10 protein-coding genes are annotated in these 18656 nt (G+C 68.2%); all 10 read right to left on the reverse strand.

Features of this window, described 5'->3' with window-relative positions; genetic code table 11:
• Positions 1-29: 29 nt before the first annotated feature.
• Positions 30-1427 (reverse strand): FAD-binding oxidoreductase, encoded by a 1398-nt coding sequence (locus CYFUS_RS44825; protein ID WP_095990807.1) that lies wholly within the window; start codon positions 1425-1427, stop codon positions 30-32.
• Between the two features lie 116 nt (positions 1428-1543).
• Positions 1544-2308, reverse strand: a complete 765-nt coding sequence (locus tag CYFUS_RS44830) for an esterase family protein (protein WP_095990808.1) — start codon at positions 2306-2308, stop codon at positions 1544-1546.
• 131 nt (positions 2309-2439) lie between these two features.
• Positions 2440-5469: a carbohydrate-binding protein gene (locus tag CYFUS_RS44835; RefSeq protein ID WP_095990809.1), complete on the reverse strand. Its 3030-nt coding sequence runs from the start codon at positions 5467-5469 to the stop codon at positions 2440-2442.
• A gap of 156 nt (positions 5470-5625) precedes the next feature.
• Complete coding sequence (locus CYFUS_RS54210) at positions 5626-8832, reverse strand: AAA family ATPase (protein WP_095990810.1); 3207 nt, start codon at positions 8830-8832, stop codon at positions 5626-5628.
• Entirely contained in the window at positions 8829-10085 is a 1257-nt protein-coding gene (locus CYFUS_RS44845) for a metallophosphoesterase family protein (protein ID WP_095992598.1), read from the reverse strand. Before CYFUS_RS44845 ends, CYFUS_RS54210 begins: the two co-directional genes overlap by 4 nt.
• A 71-nt stretch (positions 10086-10156) precedes the next feature.
• Positions 10157-11437: a TIGR04013 family B12-binding domain/radical SAM domain-containing protein gene (locus CYFUS_RS44850; RefSeq protein ID WP_095990811.1), complete on the reverse strand. Its 1281-nt coding sequence runs from the start codon at positions 11435-11437 to the stop codon at positions 10157-10159.
• Between the two features lie 29 nt (positions 11438-11466).
• On the reverse strand, positions 11467-12807 hold the full coding sequence (locus CYFUS_RS44855) for a hypothetical protein (RefSeq protein ID WP_095990812.1): 1341 nt from the start codon (positions 12805-12807) through the stop codon (positions 11467-11469).
• The gene (locus CYFUS_RS44860; protein WP_232537171.1) at positions 12804-14852 is read right to left on the reverse strand and encodes a hypothetical protein; all 2049 of its coding nucleotides are present in this window, start codon (positions 14850-14852) and stop codon (positions 12804-12806) included. The genes CYFUS_RS44855 and CYFUS_RS44860 overlap by 4 nt, the downstream gene beginning before the upstream one ends.
• Positions 14853-15129: 277 nt before the next feature.
• On the reverse strand, positions 15130-16470 hold the full coding sequence (locus CYFUS_RS44865) for a hypothetical protein (protein WP_095990813.1): 1341 nt from the start codon (positions 16468-16470) through the stop codon (positions 15130-15132).
• The gene (locus CYFUS_RS44870) at positions 16467-18647 is read right to left on the reverse strand and encodes a hypothetical protein (RefSeq protein WP_232537172.1); all 2181 of its coding nucleotides are present in this window, start codon (positions 18645-18647) and stop codon (positions 16467-16469) included. The genes CYFUS_RS44865 and CYFUS_RS44870 overlap by 4 nt, the downstream gene beginning before the upstream one ends.
• Positions 18648-18656 lie beyond the last annotated feature (9 nt).

An 18656-nucleotide genomic window follows, 5' to 3' on the forward strand; every position in this document is an offset into this window, starting at 1 on the left:
CGGAGCGGGATGTGACGGGCCGCTCCGCCTCAGTGCAACGCCCCCCCGGAGCCGGGCGTCCCAGCCCCCAGTCCGAGCGCCGCCCTGCACGTCTTCGTGTAGAGGTCGCGGAAGATGTTGTCCGGATCCGTGAGCTGTTTCACCGTCTGGTAGGTCTCCTTGTTCCAGAGGCTCCAGAAGGTCTGCTCGTCATAGTAGTTGTACGAGATGAGCGTCTTGGTGCCGTTGACCTCCAGCAGCTCGGCCTCGAACTCCTTGTAGATGTTGCGGCCCGGTGGCTGCTTGAGCCCGTAGACCGCGAGGTCGAGAAACAGCGGATCGTGCACGCCGGCCCACCAGCGGGGCGTGAGCCACTCGTAGTCCCGCGTTCGCTTGTAGGGCACGCACCACACCGGGTAGTGCTTGATCTCGCGGTGGTACCAGTCCATGAACTCGGCCGTGCGCGAGAAGGGAACGAACACGTCCACGATGACCTTCGGGCTCTTCGCCGGCAGGAAGCGGTGGAAGCGGTCCGCGGCCCTCAACACGCTGTCCGAGTGCACCAGCTTGCCGAACAGCGCCCGGCCCACGAGGCTCTTCGGCGTGACGGAGGTGACGCCCCGGTCGTAGCGGAAGAGGTAGTCATAGACCGTGAGGTAGTCCTCGGCGCGGCGCGGAATGCTCTCACAGTAGGCCTTGAGCCAGTCGTAACGGCTCACATACGGCGCTTGCTCCGAGAAGCGGCCCACGCACAGCACGTGCCGGGTCGGGGAGAAGATCTGCCCGTCGAGATAATCCACGTTCTGGGCGGTGAAGTAGCGCCAGATGGCTTGCTGGAAGGCCTCGAGCGTCTCGTAGGTCTCATACTTCACGTGCACGTAGGGCGCGGCGCGCACGAGCCTGAAGCGCAGCTTGGACAGGACGCCGAGCGTGCCGAACGAGCCGTGGATCATCTGGAACACGAGCGGGTTCTCGTCGGGGGTACAGCGCAGCACGTCCCCCCTGGCGGTGATGACCTCATATTCGAGACAGGTGTCGTGGAAGCCGCCCCGCCGGAAGGACATGGACTCGATGGAGCACCCCGCCACGGCGCCCCCGAGAGTGATGGTCTTGTGCTCGGGGACGATGATGGGCACGAGCCCATGGCGCAGCGTCGCGTGGACCACCTCGTCGAAGGTGATCGCGGGCTCGGCCGTGCAGGTCATCGACACGGGATCGATCTCGAGAATCCGATCGAGGTCGCTCAGGTCGATCTTCTCGTCCTGGCGCCGCTGGTCGTGACGCTTGGGAACCTGGTGCGGCGGCGTCTTCTTCTTGAAGGACGCGGGCCGCGTGCTCCGGCGCCGCCGCAACTGCCGCGCGATCCGCTCGACCTTCGCCGCATGACGCGCATCGTGCCGCGCGGATGCCCCTGACCTGCGCACGCTGGGAGCCGATTCTGTCCGCACCGTGATCCTCCGCTGCGATCCTCCCTTGTAGGGTGGTGAGCCTCCAGGTGCCTGCGGAGTCATGGACCGCCGGACCGGCCCTCGCCCGCCCGGCCGTCCAGCATGAAACCTATGCGTCAGTACCCGAGCCGCTCCGCCACGTAGTGGTCGAGCTGCCGGTACCAGGTGGACCAATCGTGAGGCATGTCGTGGCCCCAGATGTCCAGGTTGTGGGGGATGCCGCGCTGGTGCAACAGGTGACTCAGGTGCTCGGAGAACTCGGGGTACTCCCACGCGCCGCGGCTCGTCACCAGGTGGATGCGGCTGTGGTGCCGCAGGAGGTCCATGGCATGGCCCTCGGGCAGGTTCGGCACGTAGGAGACGGGGTTGTTGAAGTAGACGTCGTCACTCCAGTAGCCGTGGAGGAACTCCGACTGGAGATCGTAGAGGCCGCCCAGCCCGAGGAGCAGCTCGAACTGATCCGGGCGCCGGAAGAAGGCGTTGGCGGCGTGGAAGGCTCCGAAGCTGGCGCCCGCCGCGCCAATGCGCGCGTGGTCGTTGCCCAGACAGCCGCGGATGTACGGGACGACCTCCTGCTCCACGTACTCGGAGAAGCGTGCCTGGTTGTGGGCCTTCTCGTGCATGGGCATGCCGTGGTTCATCCACGCCCAGGGATTGATGCTGTTGATGGCGAAGATCTGGAACCGGCCGGCGAACAGGTGGTGCGCGACGGCCTGGATGAGCCCCATGCGCTCGGCCTCGAGGAAGTCACCTCCGGCGGTGGGAAAGAGCAGCAGCGCCGGGCCCCAGTGGCCGTAACGGACGACGGGCATGTCCATGCCCAGCCGGTGGCTGTACCAGCCGAAGAGTTCCCGGCGCAGGTTTGGATCGACGAATGACATGAAGGCGGCTTCCTCTCGTGGATGGGGGCTCGCCTCCTCTTAGCAGCCTCATGGGTGACGTCCACTCCCGAGGGAAGGCCGCGAGCACCGCGCCCATCGGCCTTCCCCGGGAAGCCGTCAGCAAGACGTCATCACCAGCCAGTGTTGCCCGAGACCTTGTTGAAGGTGTACCGGTTGTTGTGGTTCAGGAGACCACCTGAGGCCGCGCCCGTCACGGTGACGTTGGTGCAGGTGGCCGTCCCAAGCACATTGAAGGTCTCCACTCCATAGGTGCCCGCGCCCTTGATGGTGACGTTTTTCAGGGTCACGGGGGAGATGGCGTAGTTGTTCACGGGGGGATTCGTGCTCGCGCCCTTTCCCCAGCTGATCTTGAGGCCCGAGAAGGTGCTGTCGTTGATCTCCACGTCCTCGACGAGGATGTGCCCCGAGATTTCCCTTCTCACCCCATGGATCCACACGGCCCCGGCGTTCATGCTGAAGTTCACCGTCTGCTCACCACCGGTCCGGTTGAAGGTCACGCGCTTGACCTCCGTGGTGCCCAGGAAGGGCAGGTCCGCGAACCAGTCGGTGACGAGCACGCCCGAGGAGGCGTAGTGCGTGTCCGCGCCCACGCTGTCCAGGAGCTTGTTGTCCCGGCCGTTGTAGATGGCGAAGGTGTTGGCGAGATTGGGCAGTTGCGCGGTGTCGTAGCGGAACGTGCAGTTCTCGTTGATGGAGCCATCGGACCACATGGCGAAGGCGTCATCGCCCGTGTTGCGAGCGTGGACGTGGCTGACCCTGGTGTTCTTGACGCCCGCGTGGAGGTTGATGCCGTCGGCGAAGCTGTTCCGCACCCGGCCATCGACGATGTACAGACCATCCGTGCCGGGCCGGATCCAGTAGCCGACCTTGGCGTGCTCGATCCAGACGTTCTGGATGAGCGAGCCCGTGCCGAAGTTCTCCTCGAACGCCGCCCTGTCGGCGCCATCGTTGCGCTCGACGACGTTGCCGAAATACGCCAGGTCCACCACCTTGACGTTGCTGCCCGTGCCGATGAAGTGCTCGCCGACATTGGTGGCCTGGACGCGCGTGTACCAGGGGCCCGCGCCGCGCAGGTGGATGTTGTCCAGCGCCACCCGGCCGTTGATGTTGAAGGCGCCCGAGGGAATCCAGACCCCCGCCTTGCCGGTGGACTTCGCGTTGGAGATGGCATTGAGGATCGCCTGGGTGTCGTCTCCGCTGTCATCCGCGATGGCTCCGAACGACGTGATGCTCACGAAGTTCGCGGGCATGGCCTGGGGAGCCTCCACCTGCTCGAGATCGATCAGATCGATGGTGTAGTAGGCCGCGGTGTCTCCGCCGTCCTTCTGCAGCTTGACGGTGGCTCCCGCCGGAATGGACGACGGCAGCAGGAACCGGCTCTCGTCATAGAAGCGATGCGGACCCGGATCCCACTCGCCCGGCTTGGACGGCGTGCTCGGGCTGTCGCCGTAGGGGTAACCCCCGTAGACCCAGGCATGCCGGGAGGTCAGGTTCAGGGTCTGGAGCTTCGTTCCGTTGACGTACAGGCTCAGCGTCGCGTTGATGCCACTTCCGGCCGGCGCATCCGGCATGCCGTAGCGGACGACGAGCGAGTTGGCCGCCTGGGGCGCGCTCCACTGCACGTAGTGGCCCGTCTGCGTGAGCTTGACGGCCCGGCGGCCCGAGGACTCGGCCTCCACCGTGCCGGGAGTCCGGTTGGGGCCGAGCACCGTGGCGTTGGTCGTGCCCGCCTCGGCCTCCAGCTCCTGGTAGGGCAGCGTGGCGCCCCGGGCGGCCAGGGCCTTGCCATTCACGACGGTGAGGGCGTCGATGCTGACCCCTCCGGTGTTCCCCGTGTCGTACTGATAGGTGATGGTATTGAGCCCCCGACGCAGGTTCAGGGTCTCCGTCTTCCCCGACCAGGTGGAGCCCGTGGAGGCCAGGGTCGTGGTCAGGGCGAACAGGCCATTGACGTAGACGTTCAGGGTCTTGTTCGTCCCCGAGCTGTTGAGATAGCGCAGACCCACGCTCGAGGCCGCCGCCGCGTCCATGTTGACCGTGAAGATGACCCTCGCGCCAGGGGCGGAGAAGTTCCGCAGCCAGACGGACTCCCGGGCGACGCCCCCGGAGAAGAACTGCTCCTCCGCCTCATAGACGAAGCCCGAGCCCGCGGGCGGGGTGGGCGGTTCAGGAGGCGGGACGATGGGATCGCCCACGGTGATGCTGTCCAGGTTGACGTTGCCGGAGTCGGTCGCGTCGAACTTGTAGCGCAGGGTGTGGGTGCCCGCGCCCAGGCTGAGCGTCTCCGCCTTCGTGCCCCAGCTGTCCCAGCTGGCCGTCGCGTCCAGGGAGAGCTGCTTCGCCTTCACGCCATCGACGTAGAGGCTCAACGTCTGCACGACGCCCGTGCCATTGGCATAGCGCAGCGCCACCTCGTAGTTGGCCGTGGTGGACGCCGTGACGGTGAACTGGGCGGCGGCATTGCCCTTGTTCCCGTCCGTGAAGCCTCCCACGAAACCGGTGCCCGAATAGCCGGTATGGTCGGTCGCGATGACCGCACCGCCCGACAGCGTCGCCGACTCCGCTTCATAGAGAGGGCCCGAACCCGCGGGCGGAGGGGTGGCTTGTGCGCTGAGGGTGAGGTTGTCCAGGTTGACGTTGCCGGAGTCGGTCGTGTCGAACTTGTAGCGCACGGTGTGGGTGCCCGCCCCCAGGCTGAGCGTATCGGTCCTCGTGCCCCAGCTGTCCCAGTTGGCCGTTGCCCCCAGGGAGATCTGCTTCACCTTCGTGCCATCGACGTAGAGGCTCAACGTCTGCGCAGTGCCCGTCCCATTGGCATAACGCAGCGTCGCGTCGAAGTTACCCGTGGCGGACGCACTGATGGTGAATTGAGCGGCGGCATTGCCCTTGTTCCCGTCGGTGAAGCCCCCCACGAAGCCGGTGCCCGAATAGCCGGTATGGTCGGTCGCGATGACCGCACCGCCCGACAACGCCGCCGACTCCGCTTCATAGGTGGACCCGGCCGCCTGCTGCTCCGAGGCCAGTCCTTCCTCGACGGACGGGTCCGCTGGGGATCCACAACCCACGCCAGCGCTCAACCACGACGCCACGAGAATCCGGCCGCTCCATGTCCGCCACATGTTCTTCTTCGCTGTGCCCATTGAAACTCCTCTCCATCGTCGATGGTTGAGAACGGGGAGAGTATTTTTCAGGGTTAAACAATAAATAAAGAAAGACCCATTTTCTCCGGAAGCAAAAACAGCAGTGTGCGAGAACGACCATTGGCTGACGCGTCAGCCAATCGGAGCCCTGGACTGTCAGCGGTTCACCGCCCGGCGCTCCAGCGGGGCCACTCCACCTGGGGAGTCCCACCGGGCAGGGACGGCCTCGCCGCTCGAGGGGAGCTCCACCACCCGGGCGCCCTTGTCCTCGAAGAGCTCGCGCAGCCAGGGGTGGCAGGTGAAGGCGATGACCTGATGGTGCGTGGACAACCGGGCGAGCAGCTCCAGCGTGCCGCGCGCGCGTCGGGGATCGAAGTTGACCAGGATGTCGTCCACCATGAGCGGCAACGCGCCACGCGTCTCGCCGAAGTCCTGGATGACCGCCAGCCGGAACGCCAGGTAGAGCTGCTCCCGCGTGCCCCGTGACAGCTCCTCGGGGCTCCAGTCCCGCCGCGCTCCAGTCACCCGCAGCTCCCGCGAGTCCCCCGCCGGAACGAACACACGGCGGTAACGGCCCTCCGTCAGCGCCGCGAAGTGCTCCGAGGCGAGCTGGATGACGCGCGGCTGCTGCTCCTGCTCGAAGCGCCGCCGCGCCCGCGCCAACAGGGCCAGCGCCAGCCGGTCCTTCGCGTAGCGCGTGGCCAGCTCCGCGGCCCGTGCCCGCAGCCGCTCCTCCTGCGTGCGCAGCCGCGCCAGCTCCTCGTCCCCCTCCCAGCGCTCGAGCTGGCTCCGGGCGGAGCCATAGTCCGTGTGCAACTGCTTGAGGCGCTCGGCGTAGGCCGGCTCCAGGATGCGCAACTGCCCCAGCCGCTCGCGCAGCCGCTCCTCGCCCCCCTGCTCCTCGATGGCCGCACGCGCCACCTCCGCCGTCAGGCCCGTGGCGGCCTCGACCCGCGAACGCAGCTCGCGCCGCTGCCCCGTGAGTTCCTCGAAGCGCTCCGCCCGCCGCGCCCCCTGGCGGAAGGACTCCTCCGAGTCCGCGCCACCCTGGGCCAGCAGCGCCTCCACGGCCCGCTCCTCGGCCTCCCACAGACGCAAGAACCGGGTCCGCTCCCCGGACAGGTCCTCCGCGCGCGCGCGCAGCTCCCGCAGCCGCGCCTCCCGCGCCTTCTGCTCCTCCAGGGCCGAGGCCACCCGCGAGGCCAGCGCCTCGACCGTGCCGCCCTCCGGAAGCCCCACCGCCCGGGCCTCCTCGTACAACCGGGCCACCACGGCCTGGCAGCCCGACTCGTCCGCGGCCAGGACCCGCTCCTCCACGTTCAGCTCCACCAGCCGCCGCCGCAGCTCGGCCGCGTCACGCCACAGCTCCAGCGCCCGCTGCGCGGAGAGGTTCGCGGGAAACCCCCGCGCATCGAGCACGAGCGACAGCTCTCCCCGGAGCGTGCGCACCTGCATCTCGGCCCGCTGCCCCGCCTTCTCCGCCACCTGCACCTCGCGCCCCGCGGCATCCACCTCCGCCTGGCGACCCTCGCGCTCGCGGCCGAGGTGCTCCACCCGCTCGGCCTGCCGCAGCGCATCCGCCAGCGTCGCTTCCATCAAGGCGAGCCCGGCCACCGGATCATCCGCGGCCACCCCCGCCTCGCTCGCGGCCAGCGCCAGCTCCCGCTCCACCGCCACGCGCCGCCCCATGAGGGAGTCCAGCGCCGACTGCACCCGGGCCATCTCCTGCGCGTGCTGACGCTGGCGCGCGACGTGGGCCTCGGCCATGCGTTGGTGGCTCCTCACGGCCCCCTGGTGCCCGAGGACCAGCGGCACGGCGAGCAACAGCGCGCCCAGGGTGGCCAGGGCCCCCGCCGCCGCGCCCGAGGAGACGCCCACCCCGAGGACGAGCACCACCGCCAGTCCCACGCCGAGCCACGTCCCCAGGGGCGAGGGAGCCGGTCCGGGCTCGGGCTCGGACGTGGCTCGCAGCGACTGGAGCCGCTGCTGCAACTCGGTGCGCTGCGCCACCACCTGCTCGCGCTCCATCCGCAGCAACTTCACCCGCCCCAGCGCCACCTGCCGCTGGCGGATCTCCGCCGTGGAGACGTCCGGAAGCCGCGCCCGCTCCGCCTGGAGCCGCGCCAGCGAGGACAGGATGCGCTCACGCTCCCCCCGGGCCCGGACGAGCGCCACTTCCGCCTCGCGCCGCTCGCCCTCCACCTTGGACAGCCGCTCGGCGAGGGCCTCCAGGGCGCCACGCGCCGCCGCGCCCAGCTCCAGGGCCAACAGCCCGGTCAGGTCCACCTCCAGGCCCAGCCCTTCCACCGCCCGCTCCACGTCCTGGTGCCGGGCATCGAGCGCCGAGCGCCGTCCGGGGAGCGCCCGCAGCAGCTCGGCCCTCGCGGTGAAGGCCCCCCACGCCGAGCGCAGGGCCTCCTCCCGCTCGCGCGCCAGCATGGCGGAGGACAACGGGCCGCGCTCCTCCTCCACTGCCCCGAGCAACGCCTCCAACCGGGAGTGCTCCGCCCGCAACTCCTTGGCACGTCGCAGCAACGCCTCCAACCGGGGCACTCCCTCACTCGGGAAGGATGACAGGTCGGGCAGCCACGCCCATTCCTCGTCGAGCCTCGCCAGGGTGCTCAGGTCGCCCAGCGCCTCCTCCAACCGGGACAGCCGCCGCAGCTCGCGCGTGCAGCTCTCCAGCAGCCGCTGCGTCTCCTCGCGCTCCCCGCCCAGCGACAGCAGCCGCTCACGCTCCTGGAAGTAGCGCGCCGGCCGATCCTTCAGCTCGCCGAGCCGTTGACGGACCTCCTCCAGTTGCTGGAGCACCTGGTTGAGCTCGGGGTTCTTGCCCGTCTTCTTGAAGAGCTCTCCGGCCCGCTTCTCCAGGTGCTTCTCCACCTCGGGCAGCCGGCGCGCGCCCCTCAGCCCCGCGGCGAACAGCGCCCGGGAGACCCCGTCCTCCTGGGACAGGCGCTCGAAGCTGGACAGCTCATCCAGACCGAAGGCGAAGACCTCGCAGAACAGCTCCCGGGAGACGTGCGCCAGCGCCTCGTCCAGCCGCGAGGCGCTCAGCTCGTGCCCCCGCGCATCCAACACCTTCACCGTCTTCTTGATGCGCTTCACCACCAGGGAGCCCGTGGCCGCGCTCACGAACAACTCACCCGCGCGCCCTCCCACCTCGGGCTCGTACCGGGGCTCCGCGCGGCCCTTCTTGTCGAAGCCGAACAACATGCCCTGGAGGAACGCGAGCAGCGTGCTCTTGCCCGCCTCGTTGGGCCCGTACAGCAGGTTGAGACCCGGCCGTAGCTCCAGCTCGTAGTCCGAGAAGTGACCAAAGCCCTGGACGCGCAACAGCTCGACCCGCAGCCCCCCCGTCATCCCGCCTCCTCCTCGTGAAGCTCCTCCACCACCCGTGTCCCCGCCTCCGCCACCCACTCCGGCCGGAGCGGCTCCAGCGCATCCACGCCCAACCGCCGCAAGCGCTGGGAGAGCGCGCGCAGCTCTTCCTCCTCCGCCCACAACGCGGCCAGGGCCTCGGGATCGGCCGTCAGCGCCTCGGCCTCGGCGAGCAGGGTGCCGGAGAAGCCTCCCGCGAGCCGCACCGCCGCCAGGTCCAGCGCGGGCCGGCTCGCGTCACGCAGGGACTCGAGCAACACGGGCGGGTGACGCCGGGCGAGCTGCTCGCGCACTTCCGCCTCCAACTGAGCGAGCGCGTCGGGCCGGACCAGCTCGCGATGCAGCGGCCCCCGGTCCGTGAGCGTGAGCCGCACCGCGTGGCCTTCCAGCTCCGCCGAGCAGTCCGCGTCCACCCGCTCCAGCAGGGCGGCCACGAGCGCATCGAGCGAGGCGAGCCCCGTGAGGGGAACCTCCAGCCGATGCCAGCGCACGGTGTCCACCGGGACGAACCGGCGGCGCGTGCGTCCGTCCTCGACCTCCACCAGCACACAGCCGCGCTCGCCCGTCTCGTTGACGTGCCGGCCCTGCGGGTTGCCCGGGTAGACGGCCACCGCGCCACCGGGGAGCGGGTACTCGGCGCGGGTGTGCACATGGCCCAGCGCCCAATAATCGAGCCCCCGCGCGGCCAGGTCCTCCAGCGTACAGGGCGCGTAGTTGGCATGGCCCTCCACGCCGCCCAGGTTCGCGTGCAGCAGGCCCACCGTGAAGTCCGGTGCCGTGCGGCCAAAGCGTGCCGAGAGGTTCTCGCGCACCTCCGCGTCTGGATAGGAGATGCCCTGTACCCGGCACACGAGCCGCCCCTCGCGGCGGACCTCGGCCTCTTCCCACCCGGCGCCGAACACCTTCACCGATTCCGGCAGGCCGAGGGCGCCCGTGTCCCCGCTCAGGGGATCATGGTTGCCATGGACGATGAAGGTCTGGATGCCCGCCACGTGCAGCCGCTCCAGCTCGCGCCGGAGTGCCAGCCGGGCGCGCACCGAGCGATCCTTCATGTCGAAGAGATCCCCGGCGAGCAGCAGGAAGGCCACGCGCTCGCGCAGGCACAGGTCCACGATGCGGGAGAAGGCCCGGAAGGTGGCTTGCTGGAACGCGCCCAGGAGCCCCGAGTCGACGGGCACGCCCCGAAAGGGAGTATCCAGATGCAGATCGGCGGCGTGGACGAACTTGAAGTGCATCGCGAGGGCGCACAGTAGCCGCCCCTGGGAGGGCATTCACCTTCCCCGCCCCTGGATGCCTCCTCGCCGACTCAGCGCCTGGGCTGACGCCTCGTGGCGATTCCATTCGCCAGGCGCACCTGCTGCTTCCAGTGGCCATACAGGCGGCCTTGCGACGCCAGGCGATCCAACTCCCGCCGGGTCTCGTCGTCCACCGAGCCCGGGGGCGCGTCGCGGTAGGGCGTTCCCGGCAGCGGCATGAACGTATGACCATGAACCTTCGCGCCCACGTGCGCCAGGCGCCGCATCAACTCGAGGGTCGCCCGGACATCCTCGGGAGTCTCCCCCGGCAGGCCGAGGATGAAGTCCACGTTGGGCACGAAGCCCCACTCCACCGCCAGACTCGCCGCCCGCACCACCGTCTCCACGTCATGGCCCCGGCGCGTCTCCTGGAGGATGCGCTCGCTGCCGGACTGGCCCCCGATGATGAGGTTGTCGTTGTCCACGTAGCGCTTGAGCAGGGCCAGCGCCTCGGGCGTCACGTGCTCGGGCCGCACCTCCGAGGGGAACGTGCCATAGAACACCCGCCCCTCGGGGCCCATCGCCTCGCGCACCGCGGCGAGCATCCGCTCCACGGCTTCCAGGTTCATCGACTCGTCCTGGGTGCCGTAGGACATGGAGGTGGGAGTGATGAAGCGCACGTCCCGCTTGCCCGCTTCGCGCAGCACACGCGTCCAGTGGGCGATGTTCTCCACGGTGCGGTGCCGGAAGCGCGCCTTGTTCAGGAAGGGCGTCTGGCAGAACCGGCACGCGTAGATGCACCCGCGCGTGATCTCGATGGCGCCGAACTTCATGTTCCTCGCCGCGAAGGGTGGGTAGTGGTCGAGCACCACGCCCTCGCCCCGGCCCCGAGGCACCACGCGTCCCTCCACGAGCTGGGAGAAGCCCCGCGTCTGCCGGGGATCTTCCCCGCGCATCATCCGGCCGAGCAGGTCCAGGAGGATGGCCTCGCCCTCACCCACCGCCACGAGATCGAAGCCCGCCTGGAGCGTCTGTTCCGTCTCGGCGGTGGCGTGCACTCCGCCCGAGATGCACAACACCTCGCGCCCCTCCAGCCGCTCACGCAGCCAGGCGAGTTCCTCCGCCGCCGCGGGGAAGCTCGCCGAGTAGAAGGACCACGCCACGACCACCTGGTAGCCCTCGTCGAGGCACTCGCGCACCGAGGCCAGCAGGGAGTCCCGGTCCCGGGGGAAACGCAGGGCCACTTCCCGCCCCACCGGATCTGACTCCACCGCACCCGCGAGGACGGTGAGGGCGTACTTGCCCGGGTACTGGTAGCTCAGGACGAGCGCGACCTTGTTCGTGGAGGACATCGCCCACGAACCTTAACACGCGCTCCCGCTCAGGAACGGTGACGCTCGGCCACGTGGTAGAGCTGGGTGAGGGAGCAGTCCAGCAGCGACTGGCACGAGCGCATGTAGTGATGTGCCCGGACAAAGGGCAACCAGACGCGCCTGCCCACGAGCACCTGGGCCTCCTCGAGCTTCCGGCGCGGAATCCATTGGCCGCCCAGGCGGCGCACCAGCACTTCACCGAGGTAGGCGCCAATGGCGGGTACGGCGTGCGCTTCGATGTTCTGCCGCTCGAACACCCTCGGGAACTCCTCGTGCCAGAATTGGTAGTCCACGTCCGTCAGCGACTCGGGCGTCGCCTCGAAGACGGAAGGCACCTTCGTGTGCATCAACGCCACCAGGTGCTCGGCGAGGTCGCTGTAATGCTCGCGAGCCGCTTCCGGGTCGTCCACGTCCGGAGGCAGGGCGGCATCGGCGGGGCGCCACTCCACGGGCTCTGGCGGTTGGTACATGTTGAACCCGGCGATCTTCCGCTGGCGCTCATGAATGGCGACGCCATCCACCACGCGTGAGAGGAGCGGAGCCACGTCCGGATGGAAGCGGGGTTGCACGGGGGCGAGCGCGGCGCTGCGCTCGCGCAAGGTGCGCAGCACGGTGGCGTAGTCGAGGTCCGGCCGGAGATGCACATGGGCACGCGCTTGAGCCTCACGCGCCTCCTCGCTCGCGAAGTCCACGGCGGTAGGCCGGAGCACCATAAGCACGGAGCCGTTGGGGAGTTCCTCCAACCGATGTGCTGGAGTGGACAGCATGCGCTCGCGCCCAACAGCTTCCACCAGTTGGGGGCCGAAGACGTTGAGCCAGGACACCTCATAGATCTTGTCGAACCCATCCCGGATGGAGGTCTGCATATCGCGACCGTAGAGAGGAGCACCAGACAGTTGATCGTCCGCCAGACCATGGGCGGAGGCATGAGCAACCGGGTAGTGAGAGGCCCAGTGCCGCACCATCTCCACGAACTGGTGACAGCGCCCCTCCTCCTTGAAGAAGGAGAGAGGCTTCACATTGATCGCGATGTCCAGCTCGCAAGGCCGCGGTGGAAGCCAAAGCCAGAGCGACATATCCAATGCGGGCCACTCCGTCCGGTAGAGCCCGAGAGCCGTGCTGTCCCCATCGCGCCGCTCCTCCAGCGCCTTCCAGAAAGAAGGGCGGGAGTACTTGCGCCTCCGCTTGCCTTTGACGACGTCCGGCATCCACCCATCGGCGAACTTCTCGAGGGCTTGGAGGAAGTGCTCCAGTGCTCGTTCTAGTGCCACCCGCGAGTCGAAATCACCTTTGAACTCGAACTGTAGACCGTCCTCGCCCTTCACACCGTGAAGATCCAGCACCTTCATTGGAAGAACACCTCCACTTCCGGCACTCTCTCCTGCGTCTTGCTCAAGGCGGCCCTCATGTTTCTGACGTTCGCTGGTTTGAGTTCACCGCCCTCATAAATGAGGCGGACTCTAGGGATCAGCACCGTGCTGTCGCCACGAAGAAGGGATTGGAGGGAGTCTCGGCGGATGTCCACGGTCTCACCGTATTTTCGCAGAGCCTCCCTCGCGTCCTCTACCATCTGCGCCGTCAACGCGTCCCTGTCCATGCCCGAGAGATCTCGGCTCTTGAAGCTGAATGTCTCGACACGAGGCGGCCGTCCAGCCGACTCGCCTTCTTCAATGACGAGCACATCCGCATAGCGCAAGCCAGGTCCCTGCTTCCACACCCCTACATTCGCCTCGACACGAGGCCTGTCGAAGTCCCCGAGAAAGCGGCGATGGGCCCGGGGCAGGAGCGCGTCCTCGCGCAGTGCCTTCACCATGAGGCGCTCGAAGGTCAGCCCCCGGGCGAACCATCCCCACATCCGCTCATAGTTCTCCCATCGCAGGGGCCCCTTGGTGCTCTTGCCCTCCTTGAGTTCCCCCAGACGTTTCTCGTAGTACTCGACGTACTCGCGCCAGCGTGGATTGCCTTGGGCCTCGGGCGGTGGGACATCGAGGGAGGGACGTTGCCGCTCCAGCACCGTCACGTCCCTGGACAGGCGCGGGCCCGTGGCCTCCCACTCCACCCGTGCCAGTTTGGCTTCCACCACTTCCCGGGTGAGGCCCACGTGCTCGTCCACCAACGAGGCCAGGCCCCCGGCACGCACCGCACCACGCCCCACTTCCGAGGAACCCGTGGCCCCGGGCCTGGCCTTGGACATCAGCGCCTGCGCCCTGGCCACATCGCCTCGGGCCTCGCGTAGCGCCAGGGCTGCGTCCACGCCCCCCACGGCCACGAAGCGGCCCGCCTCCCGGCGGGCTCGGATGTCCCGGGCCAACTCGCGCATCCCCTCCCCACCCAGCAGCCCCTCCAAACGCCGCGCCACCGCCCCAAGGCTCCTCAACCGCAGTTCCACGGACTGAAGCCTGTTCAAAGAATGCGTCCCGCCCACCTCGATGCCACGCGCCTCGGACAGGACACGCAGGCTCCGGCCTCCCGCATACAGCGCTCCCAGCAGCATCGCGGGCGCGAGTTCGCGTGTGGCTCGCTCGTACTGGCCCTGGGAGAGCGAGGAGATGCCCTGGCCCGTGCCAGCCACCAGGTAGTAGAAGCCCAGCGGCACACCGAACGTCGCCGCATCGAGGCTTCCCACCGCCACGCTCCCGGGAGCGAAGTGCCTGAGCGCCAGGGCTCGCTCCACCTCGTGGAGGGCGTCCCTGTAGGGCGCGGGCAACTGCTCCCGCCGCACGGACAGCTCGGTGTAGCGGGCGCCGTCACTCGCCTGGCTGGTGGACAGGGCATCCCGGGCAGCGCGACCCAGCCCCCGCAGCACGTCACTCGCCTGCTCTCCCCTCTCCGGGTACGCCGAGAGCGACATGCCTCGCGCCTCCAACTCCTCTCGCACGGACGGCATGAGCGCCAACGTCTCACCCAACTGTTTGTCCCGGGCCAACTGCCTCAACAACCCATCCACCTCATCGTCATGGGCCGAGTGCAGGACGAAGAGGGCGAAACCCTCGGCGTAGAAGAGGCCATAACACTCGCTGGCCGCGAGCAGGAAGGCGACACGCTTGCGGTGGAGGACTCCCGCGGCGTCTTCACGCACGGGCCCCAGGGCACCGAGGCGGACAGCGGACCAGTCATCCAACGCCTCCACCAACCGCGGCATGTCCACCCGCTGCTGCAACGCCACGAATTCGCCGGGCGAGGCACATGCCAGGAAGGGCGCCAGCAACGCCTCCGCATCGCCGGAGGACAAATCCGGCCAGCCCGGAGGCACGGGCACGCCCCCACAAGCGAGCGCGCCCCCCGCCCCGCCCTCCGCCCGCGAATCATCCGCTTCAATGGAGAGACCGCCCGCACCTCCCATCGCCCCAGTCAGGATGGGCAGAAAGGAAGAAGACCCGGCGTACAGGTCCATGCCACTCGTTAGACTCCTGGGTGATGCCCCCGTGGCACACCCCGCCAGCAACACGAGCACCGACAGGGCGAGGAGCACCGGGACGACAACTGGCGTCGTGACAGGGCTTCTCGTGGAAATGAATGAACGGGTTCTCATCTGCATGACAAGCGCCTCTCCGGCGGCAGCACCCCCCGAAGAGCACGGTGAGCATGCACGCTGAGGGCGTACTTGCTCGGGTACTGGTAGCTCTTGTTCGTGGAGGACATCGCCCACGAACATTAACACGCGCTTCCACTCAGGAGCGGTGCCGCTCGGCCACGCGGTAGAGCTGGGTGAGGGAGCAGTCCAGCAGCGACTGACACGAGCGCATGTAGTGGTGTGCCCGGACAAAGGGCAACCAGACGCGCCTGCCCACGAGCACCTGGGCCTCCTCGAGCTTCCGGCGCGGAATCCACCGGCCGCCCAGGCGGCGCACCAGCACTTCACCGAGATAGGCGCCAATGGCGGGCACGGCGTGCGCTTCGATGTTCCGCCGCTCGAACACCCTCGGGAATTCCTCGTGCCAGAATTGGTAGTCCACGTCCGTCAGCGACTCGGGCGTTGCCTCGAAGACGGAAGGCACCTTCGTGTGCATCAGCGCCACCAGGTGCTCGGCCAGGTTGCTGTAATGCTCGCGAGCCGCTTCCGGGTCGTCCACGTCCGGAGGCAGGGCAGCATCGGCGGGGTGCCACTCCGAGGGCGCTGGCGGTTGGTACGTGTTGAACCCGGCGATCTTCCGCTGGCGCTCATGAATGGCGACGCCATCCACCACGCGTGAGAGGAGCGGAGCCACGTCCGGGTGGAAGCGGGGTTGCACGGGGGCGAGCGCGGCGCTGCGCTCGCACAAGGTGCGCAGCACGGTGGCGTAGTCGAGGTCCGGCCGGAGATGGACGTGGGCACGCGCTTGAGCCTCACGCGCCTCCTCGCTCGCGAAGTCCGCGGCGGTAGGCCGGGTCACCAGGAGGACGGAGCCGTTGGGGAGTTCCTCGACCCGCCAGGCTGGCGTGGACAGCATGCGCTCACGACCAACGGATTCCACCAACTTCGGGCCGAAGACATTCAGCCAGAAAACCTCGTAGATTTTATCGAACCCGTCCCGGATGGAGGTCTGCATATCGCGGCCAAAGCGGGGAGCGCCAGACAGTTGATCATCCGCCAGACCATGGGCGGAGGCATGAGTAACCGGGTAGTGAGAGGCCCAGTGCCGCACCATCTCCACGAATTGGAGACAGCGCTCAGCCTCGGTGAAGAAAGAGAGAGGCTTCACCTTGATCGCGATGTCCAGCTCGCAAGGCCGCGGTGGAAGCCAAAGCCAGAGAAACATGTCCAATGCGGGCCACTCCGTCCGGTAGAGCCCGAGAGCCGTGCTGTTCCCGTCACGCCGCTCTTCCAGCGCCTTCCAGAAAGAGGGGCGGGAGTACTTGCGCCTCCGCTTGCCGTTGACGACGTCCGGCATCCACCCATCGGCGAACTTCTCGAGGGCTTGGAGGAAGTGCTCCAGTGCTCGTTCCAGCGCCACCCGCGAGTCGAAAGTACCTTTGAAATCGAACCGGAGGCTGTCCTCGCCCTTCACGCTGTGAAAATCCAGCACCTTCATTGGAAGAAGACCTCCACTCCCGGAACTTGCTCCTGAGTCTTGATCAAGGCGGCATCCATGTCTCTGACATCCGATGGTTTGAGTTCACCGCCCTCATAAATGAGGCGGACTCTTGGGACCGGCACCTTGCTGTCGCCACGAAGAAGGGACTGGAGGGAGTCTCGGCGAATGTCCACGGTCTCACCGTATTTTCGCAGAGCCTCCCTCGCGTCCTCTACCATCTGCGCCGTCAAAGACTCTGGCCCCAGTCCCGAGAGGTCTCGGCTCTTGAAGCTGAATGTCTCGACGCGAGGCGGCCGTCCAGCGGACCCGCCCTCTTCAATGACGAGCACATCCGCATAGCGCAAGCCAGGGCCCGGCTTCCACACCCCCACATTCGCCTCGACACGAGGCTTGTTGAAGTCCCCGAGAAAGCGGCGCTGGGCCCGAGGCAAGAGCGCGTCCTCGCGCAGCACCTTCACCATGAGGCGCTCGAAGGTCAGCCCCCGGGCGAACCATCCCCACATCCGCTCGTAGTTCTCCCATCGCAAAGGCCCCTTGGTGCTCTTGCCCTCCTTGAGTTCCCCCAGGCGTCTCTCGTAGTAGTCGACGTACTCACGCCAGCGTGGATTGCCTCGGGCCTCGGGCGGCGGGACCTCATGGGCAGGACGTTGCCGCTCCAGTACTGTCACGTCCCTGGACAGGCGCGGGCCCGTGGCCTCCAACTCCACCCGTGCCAGTTTGGCTTCCACCACTTCCCGGGTGAGGCCCACGTGCTCGTCCACCAACGAGGCCAGGCCCCCGGTACGCGCCGCACCACGCCCCACCGCCGAGGAACCCGTGGCCCCGGGCCTGGCCTTGGACATCAGCGCCTGCGCCCTCGCCACATCGCCTCGGGCCTCGTGTAGCGCCAGGGCGGCGTCCACGCCTCCCACGGCCACGAAGCGACCCGCCTCCCGGCTGGCTCGGATGTCCCGGGCCAACTCGCGCATCCCCTCCCCACCCAGCAGCCCCTCCAACCGCCGCGCCACCTCCTCGAGGCCCCTCAACCGCAGTTGCATTGCCTGAAGCCCGTGCAAACGGTGCGTCCCGCCCACCGTGGTGCCGCGCGCCTCGGACAGGACGCGCAGACTCCGACCACCCGCGTACAGCGCCCCCAGCAGCATCGCGGGCGCGAGTTCGCGTGTGGCCTGCTCGTACTGGCCCTGGGAGAGCGAGGAGAGGCCCTGGCCCGTACCGGCCACCAGGTAGTAGAAGCCCAGCGGTACACCGAACGTCGCCGCATCGAGGCTTCCCACCGCCACGCTCCCCGGAGCGAAGTGCCTCAGTGCCAGGGCTCGCTCCACCTCATGAAGGGCGTCCCTGTAGGGTGCGGGCAACTGCTCCCGCCTCGCGGAAAACCCGGTGTAGCGAGCGCCGTCACTCGCCAGGCTGGAGGACAGGGCATCCCGGGCCGCGCGACCCAGCCCCCGCAGCACGTCACTCGCCCGTTCGCCCCTCTCCGGGTACGCCGAGAGCGACAAGCCTCGCGCCTCCAATTCCTCGCGCACGGCGGGCATGAGCGCCAGCGTCTGGCCCAACTGTTTGTCCTGGGCCAACAACCGCAGCACCGCCGCTACGTCGTCGTCATGGGCCGAGTGCAGGACGAAGAGGGCGAACACCTCCGCGTAGAAGAGGCCATAACGCTCGGTGACGGCGAGCAGGAAGGAGACACGCTTGCGGTGGAGAATCGCAGCGGCATCCTCGCGCACGGGCCCCAGGGCGCCGAGGCGAACAGCGGACCAATCATCCAACGCCTCCACCAACCGCGGCATGTCCACCCGCTGCTGCAACGCCACGTACTCGCCGGGCGAGGCACACGCCAGGAAGGGGGCCAGCAGCGCCTCTGAATCGCCGGAGGACAGGTCGGGCCAGCCCGGCGGCACGGGCACTCCCCCACAGGCGAGCGCGCCCCCCGCCGGTGAGCCATCCGTCTGCATGGAGAAACCGCCCGCCCCACCCGTCGCCCCTGTCAGGATGGGCGGAGTGGCCGACCCCAGCAGGTGCAGGTCCATGCCGCTCGTCAGGCTCCCGGGCGATGCCCCCGTGGCACACCCCTCCAGGAACACGAGCACCGCCAGGACCAGAAGCATCGGGACGACGATGGGTGTCGAGACAGGGCTTCTCGAGGGGATGAACGAACGGGTTTTCGTCGGCATGACAGGAGA

Source organism: Cystobacter fuscus (genome assembly GCF_002305875.1).
Taxonomy (GTDB): Bacteria; Myxococcota; Myxococcia; order Myxococcales; family Myxococcaceae; genus Cystobacter; species Cystobacter fuscus_A.